The organism is Giesbergeria sinuosa, from assembly GCF_042652905.1.
In the GTDB taxonomy this organism is placed as follows: domain Bacteria; phylum Pseudomonadota; class Gammaproteobacteria; order Burkholderiales; family Burkholderiaceae_C; genus Simplicispira; species Simplicispira sinuosa.
The window spans coordinates 378672-395701 of record NZ_JBHSHJ010000002.1 but is presented as its reverse complement, the minus strand read 5'-3'; the positions used below and the strand labels follow the sequence as shown (position 1 = coordinate 395701).

Below are 17030 nucleotides of genomic sequence, written 5' to 3'. Positions count from 1 at the left end.
ATTTAGTGCGCAATATGGTTATGATAAATAACTAATTTGCCACTCGGCAACATGGTGCTTACCCTAGGTTTGCATTTCACCCACCCCTCAGGAGACTTTTGATGAACACTATTTCCCTGCTAATCGGCGCAGAACGCCGCGCCGCTGGTAACGGCGCTACCTTTGTGCGCAACAACCCTTTGGATGGCACTGTGGCCACCACTGCCCCTGCTGCCACGGTGGCTGATGCAGTGGCCGCTGTAGAAGCTGCACAAGCCGCCTTTCCGGCTTGGTCGCGCCTAGGCCCCAACCAACGCCGCAGCTATCTGGTGAAAGCAGCCGATGCGTTGGATGCCCGCACGGCGGACTTCATCGCTGCGATGGCGGCAGAAACGGGTGCATCGGCGATGTGGGCTGGCTTCAATGTCCACTTGGCTGCCGACATGCTGCGTGAAGCGGCTGCACTGACCACGCAAATCAATGGCGAGGTCATTCCATCGGATGTGCCCGGTAGCTTGGCTATGGCTGTGCGCCAGCCTGCGGGCGTGGTGTTGGGCATGGCGCCGTGGAATGCTCCCGTCATCCTTGCCACCCGCGCCATTGCCGTGCCACTGGCCTGCGGCAACACCGTAGTGCTCAAGGGCTCGGAGTTGTGCCCGCAAACACATGGCCTGATCATTGACGCCCTGTTCGAGGCTGGATTGCCTGCTGGTGTGGTCAACTTTGTCACCAACGCCCCCGAGGATGCGGGCGCGGTGGTTGAAGCAATGGTGGCCCACCCGGCGGTGCGCCGCGTCAACTTCACTGGCTCCACGCGTGTGGGCAAGATCATTGCGGGGCTTTGCGCCAAATACATCAAACCCAGCGTGCTGGAGTTGGGTGGCAAGGCTCCCTTTGTGGTGCTGGACGATGCCGACTTGGATGCCGCCGTGAACGCCTGCGCTTTTGGCGCTTTTGCCAACTCGGGCCAGATTTGTATGTCCACTGAGCGCATCGTCGTAGATGCCAAGGTGGCAGATGCCTTCACGCAAAAGCTCGCTGTCAAGGCTGCTAGTTTGCCGCTGGCCGACCCACGCACCGGCCCGGCGGTGCTTGGGTCGGTGGTGGACATGGCTACAGTGCAGCGTTGCAACCACCTGATTGATGATGCCCTTGCCAAAGGGGCCAAGCTGCTGTGCGGCGGCAAGGCCGACTCCACACTGATGCCTGCAACGCTGCTGGATCATGTCACCGCCGAGATGTCGATCTACCACGAAGAATCCTTTGGCCCTGTCAAAGGCATTGTGCGTGTAGAGGGGGAAGAAGCGGCCATCACCTGTGCCAACGACAACCCTTACGGCCTGTCATCTGCGGTGTTCAGCCGCGATACCGCACGCGCCTGGAACGTGGCACAGCGCATTGAGTCGGGCATTTGCCATATCAACGGCCCCACAGTGCATGATGAAGCCCAAATGCCGTTTGGTGGTGTCAAGGAGTCGGGCTTTGGCCGCTTTGGCGGCCGTGCCGGTATTGAGTCCTTCACCGAGCTGCGCTGGATCACCATGCAAACCACACCACGCCAGTTGCCTTTCTGACGTGCTGCGGCCTGCGTTCAGGTTGCCAGTGCCATCACCGCTGTTGCGGTGTTGGAGATAGGAATGTGGTAGTTGCGGTGCACCTCGCGCACGCTCGGCCCCGCCGCCGTGAGGGCACCGCGCATTGCCAGCCACATCAGCAACTCCACCCCTTGTGTACCCACCAGTTCCACCAGTTCATGGTTGGTGTAGCTGGTGGCCCATTCGGGGTTGGAAACCATGCTGTCGAGGAACTGCAAGTCAAAACGCTTGTTGATATGGCCTGCACGTTGTCCCTCAAGCTGGTGCGACAGCCCGCCCGATCCGACAAACAGCACGCGCTTGTCGCTTTGCCACGCGGCCACGGCCTCGCCCACCGCCTTGCCCAGGGCGTATACGCGACTGGGCTTGGGTAAGGGAAACTGCACAGTGTTGATGCATACCGGCACAACTTGCACCGGCCACCCCCCTTGGCCATTGCCTTGGGGCCACAGCAGCTTGAGTGGTAGCGTACCTGCATGATCGAGCAGCATTTCTTGGCAGGTCACAACATCGAATTCACGCTCGGTCAACGCCTCAATCAAATGCCACGACAAATCTTGGCAGCCAGGCACCGGCGGTTGTGCCGGAATGCCCCACCCTTCATCGGCCGACAAATACTCTGGCGCGGCCCCCACGGCAAAGGTGGGCATTTTGTCGAGAAAGAAATTCAGTCCATGGTCGTTATAGAACACCACCACCACATCAGGTGGCTCCTGCCCCAACCATTGTTGCACCGGCGCAAAGCCGCCAAAGAAAGGCTGCCAATAGGGTTCGTTTTGCAAGCCTTTGTGAATGGCTCCGCCAATAGCGGGGATGTGCGAAGTGCCAACAGCACCAATGATTTTTGCCACAGTATGTCTCCTGAAAAATGTGATTTATTGGAAATTGGCGGCCACGAGCTTGGCCTGGAATTCGGCCTTGGTCATGCCGGTTTGTTGTGCCCCGATGTCTTGCATGTCCAGACCAAAAATGCCCGCAAACTTGGCGAGGTAGTAGGCATTGCCGCCCGCCTCTAGCATCGCCAGCACTTGGCCCGAGCGGATGGCATCGGCCTGTTGTGCAGTCAGACCGTATTGCTGCATATACGCCTCGGGGTCGGCGCGAAAGGCTTCACGGTTGGCCTCGTGGTTAAAAGAAAAACACATCTTGTTGAGCGCATAACCACGCCGCGCCATGGTGCTGTCAAACGGCGTAGTGCCTTCGATTTCGGGATGCATAAAAGAGCCTTGTGGGTGGATAGAAGCAGCTAGTATTTCGTGCACACAGAAAAAAATAAACCGATGAAAGCTCATCAAACCCATGCGTGATTTCGATTGGTTGGACATTGATGCCCGGCTTTTGCGCTTGTTGGTGACCGTGGTGGATGCAGGGGGCATCACCGGAGCGGCGCAAGCCTTGGGCGTGACCCAATCCTCCGTAAGCCATAGGCTCGACAAGCTGCGTGCCATTGCCCAAGATCCGCTGTTTGTGAAGAGCGGGCGCGGCGTCGTGCCCACAGCACGCGCCCAGGCATTGGCTGCACAGGCCCGCGAGTTGCTGCACCAATTGCAGGGCTTTGCACAAGCCCACACGTTCTCACCCGCACATTGGCGTGGTTGTATGACCATTGCAGCTGGCGACTTTCAACGTGAAGTGTTGCTGCCTGCGCTAGCGCGCACCTTGCGCACGCAGGCGCCCGGATTGGCGCTGCGCATCATTCCCTCAGACGTGCCCAGCCTAGAAATGCTGCGCGATGGTGCCTGTGACCTCACCATCAGCCCACGCCCGCCCGATGGCAGCGACATCATGCAAAAGCGCCTGTTCACTGACAGCTACAGTGTGTATTACGATGCTGCGGTGCGTGCGGCACCGGCCTCTTTAGAGGAATACTTGGCCGCAGACCATGCCACCGTGGTGTATGAGCCCCGCCGCCCACTCGCAATCGACCGCACCTTGGAAGTGCAAGGCCTGCACCGGCGCTTTGCCGTCATGGTGCCCGGCTTTGCGGCACTACCCGCCTTTGTGCGTGGCAGCACCCTGCTCACCACAGCCCCCACGCTGTTGCAACACAGCTTGCTGCACGCACTGGCGACCTGTGCCGTTCCGGCCCCCACTCCAGCAGTGCAGATGTACATGATCTGGCACCGTCGCCACCAAGATGCCCCGCACCACCGCTGGCTACGCCAGTGCTTAGAGATGCAAGCCCAGTGGCTTTAAGAGCAACAATGCCCGCACTTCCTGACAGAAGGTGCGGGCCGTCATGAGAAAAAGAATGAAAGGGACTTCCCCGTCCCCGGTGACCACACCCCTTGCGTTTTACGGCAAAAAAGCGCCACGATGGAGAGGTTCAACTGTTCATCAACTGACCTGAGAGGGGAAGTCATGGCTATCCTAACCATTGGGATTGACATTGCAAAAAATGTTTTTGCAGTGCATGGGGTCAATGAGGCAGGAAAGCCTGCACTGGTTAAACCTTCGGTTGCCCGCGCTAAGTTGCTTGAGTTGATAGCATCGTTGCCACCTTGCACCATTGGCATAGAAGCATGCTCTGGTGCCAACCACTGGGCACGTTTGTTCATGGCCCATGGTCATACGGTTCGCCTGATGGCTCCAAAGTTTGTGGCACCTTACCGGTTGTCGGGCAAGCAAGGTAAGAACGATGCAGCAAACGCAGCAGCCATCTATGAATAATCAAAAAATAGATGGTGTTTAATCTATTTCTTTTAGTTTTCATTCGCCTTTTACTGGTGGGTAATATGCAAATTTGACCTAATCTTTTACTATTCTTGAGTCAGGGCAAACATTTAACTACACAGTTCAATTAAAAACAAACTGAAATAAGAGAGACATGGGTAGGTTGATGTGGTCGAAATTAGATTTTCTGTGAGTTCTTCGCTCCCGCATAAAATTTGAGCACCTACCCATGCACGCCGGGAAATATCGGCATCATCGCTAACGCTCCAAGTTCAGCTACCAGTCTGTCTCTGTTTCACTGCTTGGCCAGCGCCACCCTCGAACAGGTGCGTACAGTTGGCCGGATTTGCTATCAAAAAACTAGCGTCTCTGGTACCAAAAAGTAGTGATATAGCCCTGAGATAATCAAGCTTATCTTAGGGCACTGTGCTGTGCTGTTCTGGTGCGCTCAGTCCCTACACCTACAGCGCCCCCTACAGGGGGAAAGAGCATTTTGGCGTTTAATCCTGCTCAGAGTCTTTTTTCTCTTTACTGGTTTTCCATTTGGAATAAAAGTATGCACCTCCAGAAATAACTCCCGTGACCGTGGATGCAGCACAAAGTACAGGTGCGGCGGTAATTATCAACGGTGCGGTGGTTATTCCAAGGGCAAGACCTATTGCACTCACCCCAGTTGGTGCAGCCAGTGCCGCTCCCGCAGCAGCAATGCCAGAAGTGATGCCCAAGCCCATAGAGACGGTTTCCACTTTGTCGGCAATTTCTTTGTGGTTGGCATCAGCCTCTTTAACTTTGTCTGCAACATGGGAAGCGAGTCTTTTTGCCTCAGTGCTTGCGGACACCGAAAACTCTTTCGCCTTGGCTACTGCCGCTTTCGTATCTTCGTGCTCAATGACTTTGCCGATGATTTGTTGCCCAGACTTCCCGGCAGCGAATGCAGCCGAGCTGGCCCTGTCAGCAACCTCTTTGGCTGATGACAAGCCGTGATTCGCTACAGACGCCACATCAGACGCCAAGTCTCTCAATTTCTCAATTTTCCCGGCAGCTAACGCAGCCGAGCTAGCCCTGCCAGCGACCTCTTTAGCTGATGACAAGCCGTGATTCGCTACAGATGCCGCATCAGACGCCAAGTCTCTCAATTTCTCAAGTTTGGCTTTCACCGTTTTTTCTCCTAATCTGAACAAGCATTTGAAACCGGGCACGCACACCGATAGGGGTAGCCCGTGGACTGTATCAAGCTGATTTTGATGGTTATCGCGAGCTATCCCAAAAAACAGGGCAAAAACACAGCCAATGGGGGTAGAGGCAGGTAGGCCAAAGACTGGGTACGATGCCCCATCAAAAGACATTCCCATGAAAAAACCAAGACCACAAACCCTGACCGCCGATACGTCGATGGGCCACGCAGCGCATCTTGGGTGCCGCCACAAAGGCAGGCTTCACCCAAGCGGATATTTTTGAAACGCTTTTGTCCCGGATGGAACTACCCATTCGTATCGGTATGCTGGCCGTTGAGGCCGTCAATGCTGCCGGGATGGACACCGTGGCCGCCATCTTGCAGGAAGAATGCGCTTTTCTTTTCCGGCCCAAAAAATCAACGTAGGTTGAGTTAGCGCCCTAGCGCCACATCAGGCGTGCAAGGCCTTGAGCGCCACCTCGGGCGCTGTGAGCACGATCTTGAGCAAGGCTGCCGCTGGGCCGCTAGGGTGACGCCGGTGCTGTTCCCAGTTTTGGAGCGTTTTCACGCTGACCCGCATCAGTCGGGCAAATTCGCTCTGAGACAAGCCAATTTGTTCTCGCACCACCTTCACATCGGGTTTCTCCACGATGAACCGGCGTGATGCCGGTGCCTTTCCGTGGGCAATGGCTTTGGCTTCTTTCAGGCTTTGTACCAAGTCATCAAACAAGGCTTGTTCCATCGTCATAGCTCCTTGACCAGTTCACGCAACACAGCCACTTCTTGGTCTGTCAGCGTTTCTTTCTTCGACTTGGGATAGATCAGCAGCATGTAAATCTGCCCATCGTCCCAAAGCCAGTAGTAAATGACCCGCACACCGCCACTTTTGCCGCGTCCGGGCAGCGCATGGCGCAGTTTACGGATACCACTACCTCCCCGGATGATGTCGCCCGCCGCTGGGTTCTCTGCCAAGAACCCCTGAAGACCTGCATATTCATCGTCGGTCAGCAGACCAGACAACAAGCGGGTAAACGTGGGGGTCTCGATAAATTCCAGACGGCTCATTTTATGCGCCATTGGCGTATAAAATACCGGCAGTACCTGCACTAACAGGGGTCATTTGATGGGGTCGCTGTAGAAAACGGAATTTAAAGTACTACAAGCCCTTGTAGTGTCGCTTAGGCGAGCTGCTGCTCCAGATCGTGCAGCACTTGGTAGCAAGGCAACACCTGGGCTACGCTGGCGTTGGGCTCACGGCCTTCACGGATGGCGGCAAAAAATTCGCGATCTTGCAATTCGATGCCGTTCATGGAGACATCCACTTGACTCACATCGATCTTTTCTTCCTTACCGTTGACCAGATCATCGTAACGGGCGATGTAGGTGCCCGTGTCGCCGATGTAGCGGAAGAAAGTGCCCAAGGGGCCATCGTTGTTGAACGACAGGCTTAGGGTGCAGATCGCGCCATTGGCGGCCTGGAGCTGGATGCTCATGTCCATAGCGATGCCCAGATCCTTATGGATCGGCCCCTGAATGGCATGGGCCTTCACGACAGGGCTGCCGCATTGGTAGGCAAACAGGTCTACGGTGTGGGCGGCGTGGTGCCACAGCAGGTGATCTGTCCAGCTGCGGGGCTGGCCCAGCGCGTTCATGTTGGTGCGGCGGAAGAAGTAGGTTTGCACATCCATCTGCTGGATGTTGAATTCACCAGCGGTGATCTTCTTATGCACCCATTGGTGGCTGGGGTTGAAGCGGCGGGTGTGGCCGCACATAGCCACCAAGCCCGTCTGCTTTTGTAGATCAACCACGGCCTGGCCTTCGCTCAGGATGTCGCACAGGGGGATTTCTACCTGCACATGTTTGCCTGCTTGCAAGCAAGCCATGGACTGGCTGGCATGCATTTGCGTGGGGGTACACAGGATGACAGCATCAACTTCTTTGATAGCCAAGGCATCGGCCAGCTCCGTGGTGACATGCTGGATGCCGTACTTGTCGGCCACTTCTTGGGTTTTAGCCAGGTCGCGGCTGATAAGAGAGACGACTTCAACGCCGTCGATGTTCTTGATGCCGTCCAGATGTTTGATGCCGAAGGCACCAGCCCCGGCGAGTGCAACTTTGATGGTCATGTGTAGTCCTTTATCAGTTTTCCAAAATCAGGTGCCCAACCGCTGTGTTGCTGGCGGGCACATGGTAGAAGCGGTGCGCCACCTTGGGCGCAGGGCCACCGGCCACATCGGCCATAGCGCCCCGAGCAATCAGCCACATCACCAGCTCAATGCCTTCGCTTCCGGCCTCGCGCACATAGTCGATGTGCGGCACTGCGGCGCAGGCGGCGGGGTCGTGGATGAGCTGGTCTAGCCAAGCGTTGTCCCACTCGCGGTTGATGAGGCCAGCGCGTGCCCCCTGCAGCTGGTGGCTCATGCCGCCGGTGCCCCAGATGTGTACGTTCAGGTCTTCATCAAAGCTCTCGACTGCACGGCGGATGGCTTGGCCCAACTGGAAGCAGCGGCGACCACTGGGCACGGGGTATTGCACCACGTTCACGGCAAACGGAATCACTGGACAAGGCCAGTTGCCCGTTTGTGGGCTCTGCTCGCCGCACATCAGCGATAGCGGCACCGTCAGGCCATGATCCACGTCCATTTTGTTGACGATGGTGAGGTCAAAGTCCTGCTGGATCACGCTTTGTGCAATGTGGCTGGCCAGCGCAGGGTGGCCTTGCACCACGGGCACAGGGCGTGGCCCCCAGCCCTCATCGGCTGGCTGAAACTGAGCGGCAGTACCGATGGCAAAGGTGGGGATCAGATCGAGGCTGAACGCGGTGGCATGGTCGTTATAGACTAGGAAGATGACATCGGGCTTGTTGTCTTTCATCCATTGCTTGGAGAAGTCGTAGCCTGCAAACACGGGCTTCCAGTAATCCTCCTGGGTTTTGCCCAAATCCAGGGCTGCGCCGATAGCGGGCACATGCGATGTGTAAACAGATGCGGTAATGCGTGCCATGTTCAATCCTTGTTCGCTTGGCCTTGCGGTTGGCGGTGTGCTTGGGCATCGCCGTCTTCGCCGATGTGGCGGTTGCCTTCTACACCGCGGCCCCCGGCCAACATCATGGTGCGGTACTCATCTTCGGTCATGCCGGTCATGGAGCCTGCCATCTGTTGGAAGCTCTTGCCATCGGTGGCGCCAATCTTGGCTAAGAAGTAGATGTTGCCGCCAGTGCGCATGCACCAGTTGAGGTCACGCGCCAGCACGGCCTGCTTCTGCTCTTCGGTCATGGCCCATTCGTCGAGGTAGGCACGCTCATCGGCTTTGAAGCGTGCGCGGTTCTCGGCCTTCATCAGGCTCATGCAAAACTGGTTGAGCCAGTAGCCTTTGCGGCTTTGATCGGCATCAAAAATAACGGTGCCGGGGATGTCGAGGTAGGGTTTTTCCAGTGCCATAGGAACTCCGCTTATGAGGCTTCTTCGGGCCAGTACAGGCGCATGGGGTTGTCCACCAGCAGCTTACGCTGCAACTCGGGTGTGGGTGCGATGTGGGGAATGAAATCCACCAGCAGGCCATCGTCGGGCATGTGGTCTTTGAGGTTGGGGTGCGGCCAGTCGGTGCCCCACAGCACACGGTCTGGAAATTCTTCTACCACGCGGCGTGCAAAGGGCACTACGTCGCGGTAGGCGGCTTGCTCGCCATCCAGCGCCTGGGGGCCGGTAGCGGACAGGCGCTCGGGGCAGCTCACTTTGCTCCACACGTTCGGGTGCTCACGCATGAACTTCAGGAACAGGGCGAACTCTTCGCTGTCCACACCCTTGGTCACATCGGGGCGGCCCATGTGATCCACCACCACCGTGGTGGGCAGGCTGGTGAAGAAGTCCCACAGTTGCGGCAAGTCCACGGCCTCGAAGTAGATCACCACATGCCAGCCCAGCTTGGCAATGCGCCCAGCAATCTCCATCAGCTCGTCTTTGGGCGTGAAGTCCACCAGACGCTTGACGAAGTTGAAGCGCACACCACGCACACCAGCGGCATGCAACTGTTGCAGTTCTTGGTCGGTGATGGTGCGGCGCACGGTCGCAACGCCGCGGGCCTTGCCACCGCTGGCCAAGCACGCATCCACCATAGCGCGGTTGTCAGCACCGTGGCAGGTAGCTTGTACGACTACGTTGCGCGCAAATCCTAGGTGGTCGCGCAGTGCAAACAACTGGGCCTTGCTGGCATCGCAGGGGGTGTATTTGCGCTCTGGGGCATACGGAAACTCTGCACCGGGCCCAAAGACATGGCAGTGCGCGTCCACAGCGCCTGCGGGTAACTGGAATTGGGGCTTGGCCGGGCCGGTGTACCAGTCAAGCCAACCGGTAGTTTTGGTGAAGTCACCAGAGGTGGTTTTGGACATAGGCAGTCTCGCAATCGGTCTGTGATGGCGGCAGGTCGTCAAGAACGTGCCGCATGGGTAATAGATCCATCAGGCTGGTTGGGGGTGCTGCCAGCACCACCCAACGGGAAAAAATGCAATGGAATCCGGGCTACTGGAGGCTCGAGACGCTCAGTCCAGCGACACGTTGGCCTTACGGATCACATCGCCAAAGCGTTGGCTCTCTTCCTTCACAAATTGCGCAAACTGAGGGCGCGTGGTGGGGAAGGGCTCATAGCCAAAGGTCTTGAACTTCTCGGCCACATCGGGGCCGGTGAGGGCTTGCTCGATGTCGCGCTTAATCTTGTCGGTCACAGCGGCTGGCAAGCCCGGTGGCACGGCGATGGCGTTCCAACCCGTCACAGCAAAGTCTTTGGGGCCACCAGATTCGGCCACCGTGGGCACATCTGGGAACTCGGCAGAACGTTTGGGGGCTGCCAAGGCCAGCAGACGCAGCTTGCCAGCGCGGTACAGCGGGCCTGCTGTGGCGGCACTGCCCAGCGCAAAGTCGATATCGCCCGTGGAGACGGCGGTATACAGTTGCGTGGTCTCCTTGAAGATCACGTGCTCCATCTGCGTGCCGGTCATGCTCTCCAACAATTCTGAGCCCAGGTGCACGGGGTTGCCCACCGACCAAGAGCCGTAGTTGAGCTTGCCCGGACGGGCCTTGGCATCGGCAATGACGTCGGCAACGCTCTTGTAGGGGCTGTTGGTGCCTACCGTGAAGAAGAAGAAGGTGCGAAACAGTGGCAGCAGGGTGTCAAAGTCTTTGGCAGAATCGTAGGGCAGCTTCTTAAACAGGCTGGGGTAGGCCGCCAGGTGTACGTTGTCGAGCACGATCAGGTCATGCCCATCCTTGGCACCACGCTTGAATGCATCGATCGCAATAAAGCCATTGCCGCCGGGACGGTTCTCCACCACCACAGATTGCCCCCAAGCCTTGGAGAGCTTGTCGGCCACCAAGCGGGCTACGCCGTCTGGGCCGCCCCCCACCGGGAACGGGGTGATGATGCGCACAGGCTTGGAGGGGAAGGCGACCGCCGTAGCCGGTTGCTGGGCGCTAGCGCCCAAAGTCACGCTCAGGCCTAGGCCCAATGCCAATGCGCGGCGGATACGGGAGGGGGTATTCAGTTGGTTCATGGAATTGTCTCGTCGTTCTAAATTGCTATTACTTCCATCGCTTCTAACGCAACACCATAGAGCGCCAGAATCCAGCTTCTGATCCGAAATCAGCGGATCAGTCGATGTACCGCAGGCCCGCTTCTTCGAGCGGCTCGCGCATCTTGTACATGTCCAAACCCAGCACACCACTGGCCAGTTTGGCGCGCTTTTCGCCCTCAAAGCTCTCGCGCTTTTGGGCAGCAGCCAGGGTTTGCACCGCACGCGCCGCAGGCACGCACACCACACCATCGTCGTCGGCCACGATCACGTCACCGGGGGTGACCAACATGCCAGCGCAGACGATAGGAATGTTGACCGAACCCAAAGTCGCCTTGATCGTGCCCTTGGAGGAAATCGTCTTGCTCCACACGGGGAAGTTCATTTCTTGCAGCGTCTTCACATCACGCACACCGGCGTCGATGATGAGCGCACGGGCGCCACGTGCCTGAAAACTGGTGGCCAGCAGATCGCCAAAGTAGCCATCGGTACACTCCGCAGTGACAGCGGCCACCACGATATCGCCGGGCTGAATCTGCTCGGCCACCACATGCATCATCCAGTTGTCACCGGGTTGCAGCAGCACAGTCACCGCCGTACCGGAGACCTGCTGACCAGCATAGATCGGGCGCATATAGGGCTTGAGCAAACCCACGCGGCCCATGGCCTCGTGTACGGTGGCTGAGCCCAGGGCTGCCAAGCCATCAGCAGCAGCACGGTCAGCCCGTTGGATGTTGCGGTAAACGACGCCAAGTTCGTACATAAAACGACCTCTGTTCTAAAAATAATGGCTACTAAAAAAGCAAACGCTTTACAAACCCTTGGCCTTCAAAGCCGTATCTAAACGGGTAAACACACGGCGTGCATTGCCTTCGTACACCATGTGTTTTTCTTCGGCTGTCAGGTTCTGTGTGGCCTCGATGTAGCGTTTGGTGTCGTCGTAGTAATGGCCGGTCTGAGGATCAATACCGCGTACAGCGCCAATCATTTCGCTGGCAAACAAGATGTTTTGGGTGGGGATCACCTCGGTCAGCAAGTTGATGCCCGGCTGGTGGTACACGCAGGTATCAAAGAAGATGTTGTTCAGCAGATGCTCTTCCAGCAAAGGCTTCTTCATCTCCTGCGCCAAACCACGGAAGCGCCCCCAGTGGTAAGGCACTGCACCGCCGCCGTGGGGAATCAGGAACTTCAGTGTCGGAAAATCCTTGAACAAATCAGACGTCAGGCACTGCATAAAGGCCGTGGTGTCAGCGTTCAGATAGTGGCTGCCAGTGGTGTGAAAACATGCATTGCAGCTGGTAGAGACGTGGATCATCGCGGGGATGTCGTACTCCACCATTTTTTCGTAGATGGGATACCAACTGCGATCCGACAGCGGGGGTGCCGTCCAATGGCCGCCCGAGGGATCGGGGTTCAGATTGATACCCACATTGCCGTACTGCTCTACGCATTTGACCAGCTCGGGAATGCAGGTAGCAGGGTCTACGCCCGGCGACTGCGGCAGCATGGCGGCAGGGATAAAGTGATCAGGAAACAGCTGTGATACCCGGTAGCACAGCTCGTTGCAGATTGCGGCCCAAGTGCTAGAGGTTTCAAAGTCGCCGATGTGGTGCGCCATGAACGAAGCGCGTGGGCTAAAGATGGTGAGATCCGAGCCGCGTTGCTTCATCAGCTTGAGCTGGTTGGTCTCGATAGTCTCGCGGATATCGTCGTCGCTGATGTGCAGATCGCTGGCCTTGGGGGCTTTGGATGGATCTTGCAAAGCTGCAATTTGCAGATCGCGCCAAGCGCCTAGCGCCGTTGGGGCCGTGGTGTAGTGGCCATGTACGTCGATGATCATGGTTTCAACCTTTCAGAAAACGATTCATTGCTCCGCCTTGGCGCTGGCGACTTGTTTGACAATCAACGCGGTCATGGCAATCAAGCCCGGCACCGCCAATGCGGTGAAAATCTGGCTAAAGCTCAACTGCAGCGCAGCCAATTGCGCCACCATGAACGAGCCTGCAATGCCACCAAAACGGCCAATAGCCATCATCCAAGCCACGCCCGTGGCACGCCCAGCCGTGGGGTAAAACGCTGCGGCCAAGGCAGGCAGCGACGATTGCGCCGTATTCATCAAAGTGCCAGCCACGAACACCGCCACCACCAGCCCGCCCAAGTTGCCTGCCGCTTGACCAATCCACCAGATTGACACCGCAGTCAACGCATAGCCCGCAGCAATCACACGGTTGGCTTCAAAGCGATCCATCAGCCAGCCAAAAGCCACGGCCCCCACCCCGCCCAGCGGAAAGAGCGCCGACACCAAAGTTGCAGTCTTGGGATCGAGCCCCGCGTCTTTAAAGAGCACTGGCATCCAGTTGATGAGTGCATAAAAGATCACCAAGCCCATGAAATAGGTCGTCCACAGCATCAGTGAGCCCAACCAATAGGGGCGCGACAGCACAATGGCAATGCCGCTCTTGCCTTGGGCTGCGGGCTTGTTTTCTGTCATCGTGAAAGCCTGCACACCATTGACCGCATCCCCCGCGATGCGCGACAGCACATTGCGGATGCGCTCAACCGAATAGCCGCGGGCCACCATGTAGCGCACCGACTCGGGCAACAGCAAAACCAGCAACACCACCAAGAGCAATGGCACCACGCCGCCCAGATACAACACACTACGCCAACCAAACTGGGGAATCATCCAAGCCGCTAGAAAGCCGCCCAACGAAGCACCCAGCGGAAAGCCGCAAAACATGGCGTTGGTGAGCATGGCACGCCGCGCGTCGGGGCAGTATTCGCTCATCAACGTGACAGCATTGGGCATGGCTGCGCCCAAACCCAGGCCAGTGATAAAGCGCAGCATGGTCAGAGAGTCAATGTCATGGGCATAGCCAGAGGCCAAACAGGCCACGGCAAAAACCAGCACCGAAGTAACCAGCACGGCCTTGCGGCCCCAACGGTCGGCCATCGGCCCGGCAAACACAGCCCCGCCTGCCAAGCCAAACAAGGCCGCACTCAGAACCGGGGCCAACTGGGGCTTGGCTACCCCCCATTCGGCCATCAACGAGGGCGCGATATAGCCAATGGCGGCGGTGTCAAAACCGTCGAGCAGCACGATGAAAAAGCACAAGCCGAAAATCAGCCACTGAAAGCCCGAAAACGGGTGCTCGTTGAGCACCGTTTGCACATTGGTTGGCGCATTGCTGCCGGCCATGGTTTGTCTCCTGAAGAATTCTTTTGAAAAGAAGTGCGCTGTGCCGTATCAGACCGGCGTCATGCCTTGGCGTTGCTTGGCTTGCGATGCCTCGGGCGATGCCATGAAGGCCAGCAAGCGCCGGGCCGCATCGGTGTGGGGCGTGCCTGCCACGATGCCGCCACTGAACACCGTGTCAATGGCAATGGATGGTGGCAGCAAGCCCACAATGGCAATTCCTGGCACATGGATGAGTTCGGCCAACTGCTGAAAGCCCAAAGCCACTTCACCCCGGGCAATGAGGGTGCCCACGGGCACACCGGGTGGTGCCTGCACCGTGCGTGTGCTGACCTGTGTAGCAATGCCCCAGCGATCCAACAGCGCCTGCAATGCCACCCCGCTGGGCCCGGTGGAGTAGCCGATGCTGGGGGCTGCCAGCACCGCTGCCCGCACCGCATCTTCTGAGGTGATGTCGGGTGGCTCAGCACCTGCGGGCACAGCCACCGCCGTGCCTGAACGCATCAATGGCAACACACTGCCTTCGACCACACGGCCTGCGGCCTGTAGTTTGGTCAGTGCCTCAGAGGCCAGAAACACCACATCCCAAGCCTCCTTACCCGCCTGCACGCGCCGTGCTGCATCCACCCCTCCCACCGACTCGATGGTGGTTGTCTCACCACCGCGGGCATGCCAATCCACCAGCAATTCACTGAAGGCCTGGCGTGTCGCCATGGAGGAAATGCCGTGGAGAATGGGTTGCATGGCTTGTCTCGTGCCGGTTAGAAGTGACGGCATTGTGACTACCCACTTTCCGTTGAGACAGTCGGGTAAAGCAGCTAGCAGCTATGCCAAACCAGCATAGGGGCAGCTCTGAGGGTGTAGACAAGAAGAGCCAAAGAAAATACGGCCAGCGGTACCGTTCAACCACCCTCGTGCGCATATTTTTTTATCAGGATCAAATCACTTATTGAATTCGCCTTGGCCTGGGCAAAAGTCGTTGTCCTCTAATTGGTGTGTCCTACTCCGAGACGGCTCTGGCTGGGTACGGGTGCAGCACTCAGACGGCAGACAAGTGCTGCCACCCTGGCCTGTATTCGATGGTTGGGATGAGGCACTTTCGGTGTAGGTAGGCGATCCAAGCGAAGAACTCGCAGGCTATGTGCTGAAGAAAGCTCCTGCGGCACAGGAGTATCTGTGGGGTAGGTACGCTTGGGAGCGTAAAGCGGATCACTAGCGGGATGTGCTGGCACAAATCTTACCCAGCAAGCGCAAAAGTGGCGGCTAGTTTTAGCCCCTGGTTGACACGGGCAGGGCAAAGACCTTGCAGCAGCTTTTTGGCCGGTCATTGGCTTTCGTGTAAATTGGTGGGTGGTGGTACGGCAGCCGTCTCTGTCCCTCTTCGCAATGAATCGAATTCCAGACCATAGGCTAAGCGCAAGCGCTGCTCGACCATGCTTAGCATCTGACGCAACAAAGAACGTGGAAAGTGCATATAGGTCGGGTGGTATTGCGCGTAGCGGTTTAGTGAATCGAACATTTCTCGAGCTTCGTGCACTTCCGTCTCGCTGAGCACAGTTACGGCCATGCCGCGCCGGTGCTTAGCCGTTAGGAGCCCTTCGTGGTGTAGTAACTTCAAAGCCTCGCGCACCGGGGTACGACTAACCCCATACTCCTTGAGTAAAGCTACTTCATCCATGTCTGTTCCAGGCATGAACTCATGTCGCAAGATACGCTCGCGTAATCGCTCGGCCAGCAACTCGCTCAAGGCTTGGGGTTGGAGAATGGTAGAAGCCGGCGCTGACAAGCCGGGCCAGATAAAGTTCACAGCGTTCATTGAGATCACCCCCAGTCCAGCTCTGCAATTCTGTGTTCAGGGCGCCAGTTACTGACCGAGAGTGGGCGGCCCCCATACACAAGGCTGCGCTAGTCCGTATTCAGGTGTATTGCTTCTCCAACGCATCCCAAGCATGCTTACCCACCAGGCGCTGACGTTCGGCAAACGGCGTGACCAAGCCGCTGAATTCCTGCACTTCCCTCTCGTCGCGCAATACGGTCAAGGCCTTCTGCATGCCCATCACTGCGCCCTGCAGCGCGGCGTTGGCGTACAACACGATGCCGAAGCCCAGTTCACCAAGTTGCTCAGCATTGAAGATAGGGGTACGCCCGCCGATCACCATGTTCATCAGCTGAGGCTTGTGCAACCGCTGCGGCAGTGCGCGCACTTCGTCAGCTTTAGTCACAGCCTCAACAAACAGGATGTCCGCGCCTGCCTCGGCGAATTTGTGCGCACGCTCCACGGCCGCTTCAAAGCCATGCGTAGCGGCAGCATCGGTGCGCGCCATGATGAGGAAATCTGGATCACGCCGCGCATCGACAGCCGCCTTGATTTTGCTGACAGCCTCTTCTGTGCTGATGACCTCCTTACCGCTAAAGTGCCCGCAACGTTTGGGCGCCACTTGATCTTCTAGCTGAATGCAGTCAGCCCCGGCACGCTCCAGCGTGCGCACGGTATGCACTACGTTGAGCGCACTGCCAAAGCCGGTATCGGCATCGACGATGAGCGGCACATCGACCGCATCGCGAATGCACGCCGTGTGCTCGGCAATCTCATGCAGCCCCATGAACCCCTGATCAGGCATACCAAACCACATATTGGTCACGCCTGCACCAGTGACGTAGATGGCCTGAAAGCCCAAATCTGCGATGACTCGGGCCGACAATGCGTTGAATGCGCCCGGAACGAGCAGGCCGTTGCGGGCCTCGACGAGATGCTTGAGTTGCTTGCGGGTGGACATCCATCCCCTCCAATACTTGAACCAAAGACCGCTGCTAGCGCCTGTCTGGCAAGCGTTAGCAGCAATGAAAACA

19 protein-coding genes and 1 pseudogene are annotated in these 17030 nt (G+C 57.6%); 4 read left to right on the top strand and 16 right to left on the bottom strand.

Going from position 1 to position 17030, the window contains the following annotated elements:
• The first annotated feature begins 101 nt into the window (after positions 1–101).
• Positions 102–1553, top strand: a complete 1452-nt coding sequence (locus ACFO6X_RS04500; RefSeq protein ID WP_382430460.1) for an aldehyde dehydrogenase — start codon at positions 102–104, stop codon at positions 1551–1553.
• A gap of 17 nt (positions 1554–1570) precedes the next feature.
• On the opposite strand, the gene ACFO6X_RS04495 is transcribed toward ACFO6X_RS04500, so the two are convergent.
• Together ACFO6X_RS04495 and ACFO6X_RS04490 are read right to left on the bottom strand one after the other, a co-directional pair.
• Positions 1571–2425 (bottom strand): class III extradiol dioxygenase family protein, encoded by an 855-nt coding sequence (locus ACFO6X_RS04495; RefSeq protein WP_382430458.1) that lies wholly within the window; start codon positions 2423–2425, stop codon positions 1571–1573.
• Between the two features lie 24 nt (positions 2426–2449).
• Entirely contained in the window at positions 2450–2791 is a 342-nt protein-coding gene (locus ACFO6X_RS04490) for a protocatechuate 4,5-dioxygenase subunit alpha (RefSeq protein ID WP_382430456.1), read from the bottom strand.
• An 82-nt stretch (positions 2792–2873) separates the two neighbouring features.
• Between ACFO6X_RS04490 and ACFO6X_RS04485 the strand changes: the two genes are divergently transcribed.
• The gene (locus ACFO6X_RS04485) at positions 2874–3770 is read left to right on the top strand and encodes a LysR family transcriptional regulator (RefSeq protein ID WP_382430454.1); all 897 of its coding nucleotides are present in this window, start codon (positions 2874–2876) and stop codon (positions 3768–3770) included.
• 165 nt (positions 3771–3935) lie between these two features.
• Positions 3936–4241: pseudogene (locus ACFO6X_RS04480) on the top strand (IS110 family transposase); the annotation flags it as partial.
• A 506-nt stretch (positions 4242–4747) separates the two neighbouring features.
• Here the strand turns inward: ACFO6X_RS04480 and ACFO6X_RS04475 are convergent.
• A complete protein-coding gene (locus tag ACFO6X_RS04475) occupies positions 4748–5404 on the bottom strand; it encodes a hypothetical protein (protein WP_382430452.1) in 657 nt (218 codons plus the stop codon).
• Between the two features lie 317 nt (positions 5405–5721).
• Between ACFO6X_RS04475 and ACFO6X_RS04470 the strand changes: the two genes are divergently transcribed.
• A complete protein-coding gene (locus ACFO6X_RS04470; protein WP_382430450.1) occupies positions 5722–5847 on the top strand; it encodes a hypothetical protein in 126 nt (41 codons plus the stop codon).
• Positions 5848–5872: 25 nt separating this feature from the next.
• Here the strand turns inward: ACFO6X_RS04470 and nadS are convergent, their stop codons facing one another.
• The 13 genes from nadS to ACFO6X_RS04405 form a co-directional block, all read right to left on the bottom strand.
• Positions 5873–6163, bottom strand: a complete 291-nt coding sequence (gene nadS, locus ACFO6X_RS04465) for a NadS family protein (RefSeq protein WP_382430448.1) — start codon at positions 6161–6163, stop codon at positions 5873–5875.
• 2 nt (positions 6164–6165) lie between these two features.
• Positions 6166–6486, bottom strand: a complete 321-nt coding sequence (locus ACFO6X_RS04460) for a type II toxin-antitoxin system RelE/ParE family toxin (protein WP_460593435.1) — start codon at positions 6484–6486, stop codon at positions 6166–6168.
• A gap of 113 nt (positions 6487–6599) precedes the next feature.
• A complete protein-coding gene (locus tag ACFO6X_RS04455; RefSeq protein WP_382430446.1) occupies positions 6600–7547 on the bottom strand; it encodes a Gfo/Idh/MocA family oxidoreductase in 948 nt (315 codons plus the stop codon).
• Positions 7548–7560: 13 nt separating this feature from the next.
• Positions 7561–8424: a class III extradiol dioxygenase subunit beta gene (locus ACFO6X_RS04450; protein WP_382430444.1), complete on the bottom strand. Its 864-nt coding sequence runs from the start codon at positions 8422–8424 to the stop codon at positions 7561–7563.
• 2 nt (positions 8425–8426) lie between these two features.
• Positions 8427–8861: a protocatechuate 4,5-dioxygenase subunit alpha gene (gene ligA, locus ACFO6X_RS04445; protein WP_382430442.1), complete on the bottom strand. Its 435-nt coding sequence runs from the start codon at positions 8859–8861 to the stop codon at positions 8427–8429.
• Between the two features lie 11 nt (positions 8862–8872).
• Positions 8873–9808: an amidohydrolase family protein gene (locus ACFO6X_RS04440; protein WP_382430440.1), complete on the bottom strand. Its 936-nt coding sequence runs from the start codon at positions 9806–9808 to the stop codon at positions 8873–8875.
• A 150-nt stretch (positions 9809–9958) separates the two neighbouring features.
• On the bottom strand, positions 9959–10966 hold the full coding sequence (locus ACFO6X_RS04435) for a Bug family tripartite tricarboxylate transporter substrate binding protein (RefSeq protein WP_382430438.1): 1008 nt from the start codon (positions 10964–10966) through the stop codon (positions 9959–9961).
• Between the two features lie 97 nt (positions 10967–11063).
• Entirely contained in the window at positions 11064–11747 is a 684-nt protein-coding gene (gene ligK / locus ACFO6X_RS04430; RefSeq protein WP_382430436.1) for a 4-carboxy-4-hydroxy-2-oxoadipate aldolase/oxaloacetate decarboxylase, read from the bottom strand.
• Positions 11748–11795: 48 nt separating this feature from the next.
• Positions 11796–12824 (bottom strand): amidohydrolase family protein, encoded by a 1029-nt coding sequence (locus ACFO6X_RS04425; RefSeq protein ID WP_382430434.1) that lies wholly within the window; start codon positions 12822–12824, stop codon positions 11796–11798.
• A 24-nt stretch (positions 12825–12848) separates the two neighbouring features.
• The gene (locus ACFO6X_RS04420) at positions 12849–14183 is read right to left on the bottom strand and encodes an MFS transporter (RefSeq protein WP_382430432.1); all 1335 of its coding nucleotides are present in this window, start codon (positions 14181–14183) and stop codon (positions 12849–12851) included.
• 48 nt (positions 14184–14231) lie between these two features.
• Positions 14232–14924, bottom strand: a complete 693-nt coding sequence (locus ACFO6X_RS04415) for a substrate-binding domain-containing protein (RefSeq protein ID WP_382430430.1) — start codon at positions 14922–14924, stop codon at positions 14232–14234.
• Positions 14925–15504: 580 nt separating this feature from the next.
• On the bottom strand, positions 15505–15927 hold the full coding sequence (locus ACFO6X_RS04410) for a GntR family transcriptional regulator (RefSeq protein ID WP_382430428.1): 423 nt from the start codon (positions 15925–15927) through the stop codon (positions 15505–15507).
• Positions 15928–16096: 169 nt separating this feature from the next.
• Positions 16097–16957: an isocitrate lyase/PEP mutase family protein gene (locus ACFO6X_RS04405; protein ID WP_382430426.1), complete on the bottom strand. Its 861-nt coding sequence runs from the start codon at positions 16955–16957 to the stop codon at positions 16097–16099.
• Between the last annotated feature and the right edge of the window lie 73 nt (positions 16958–17030).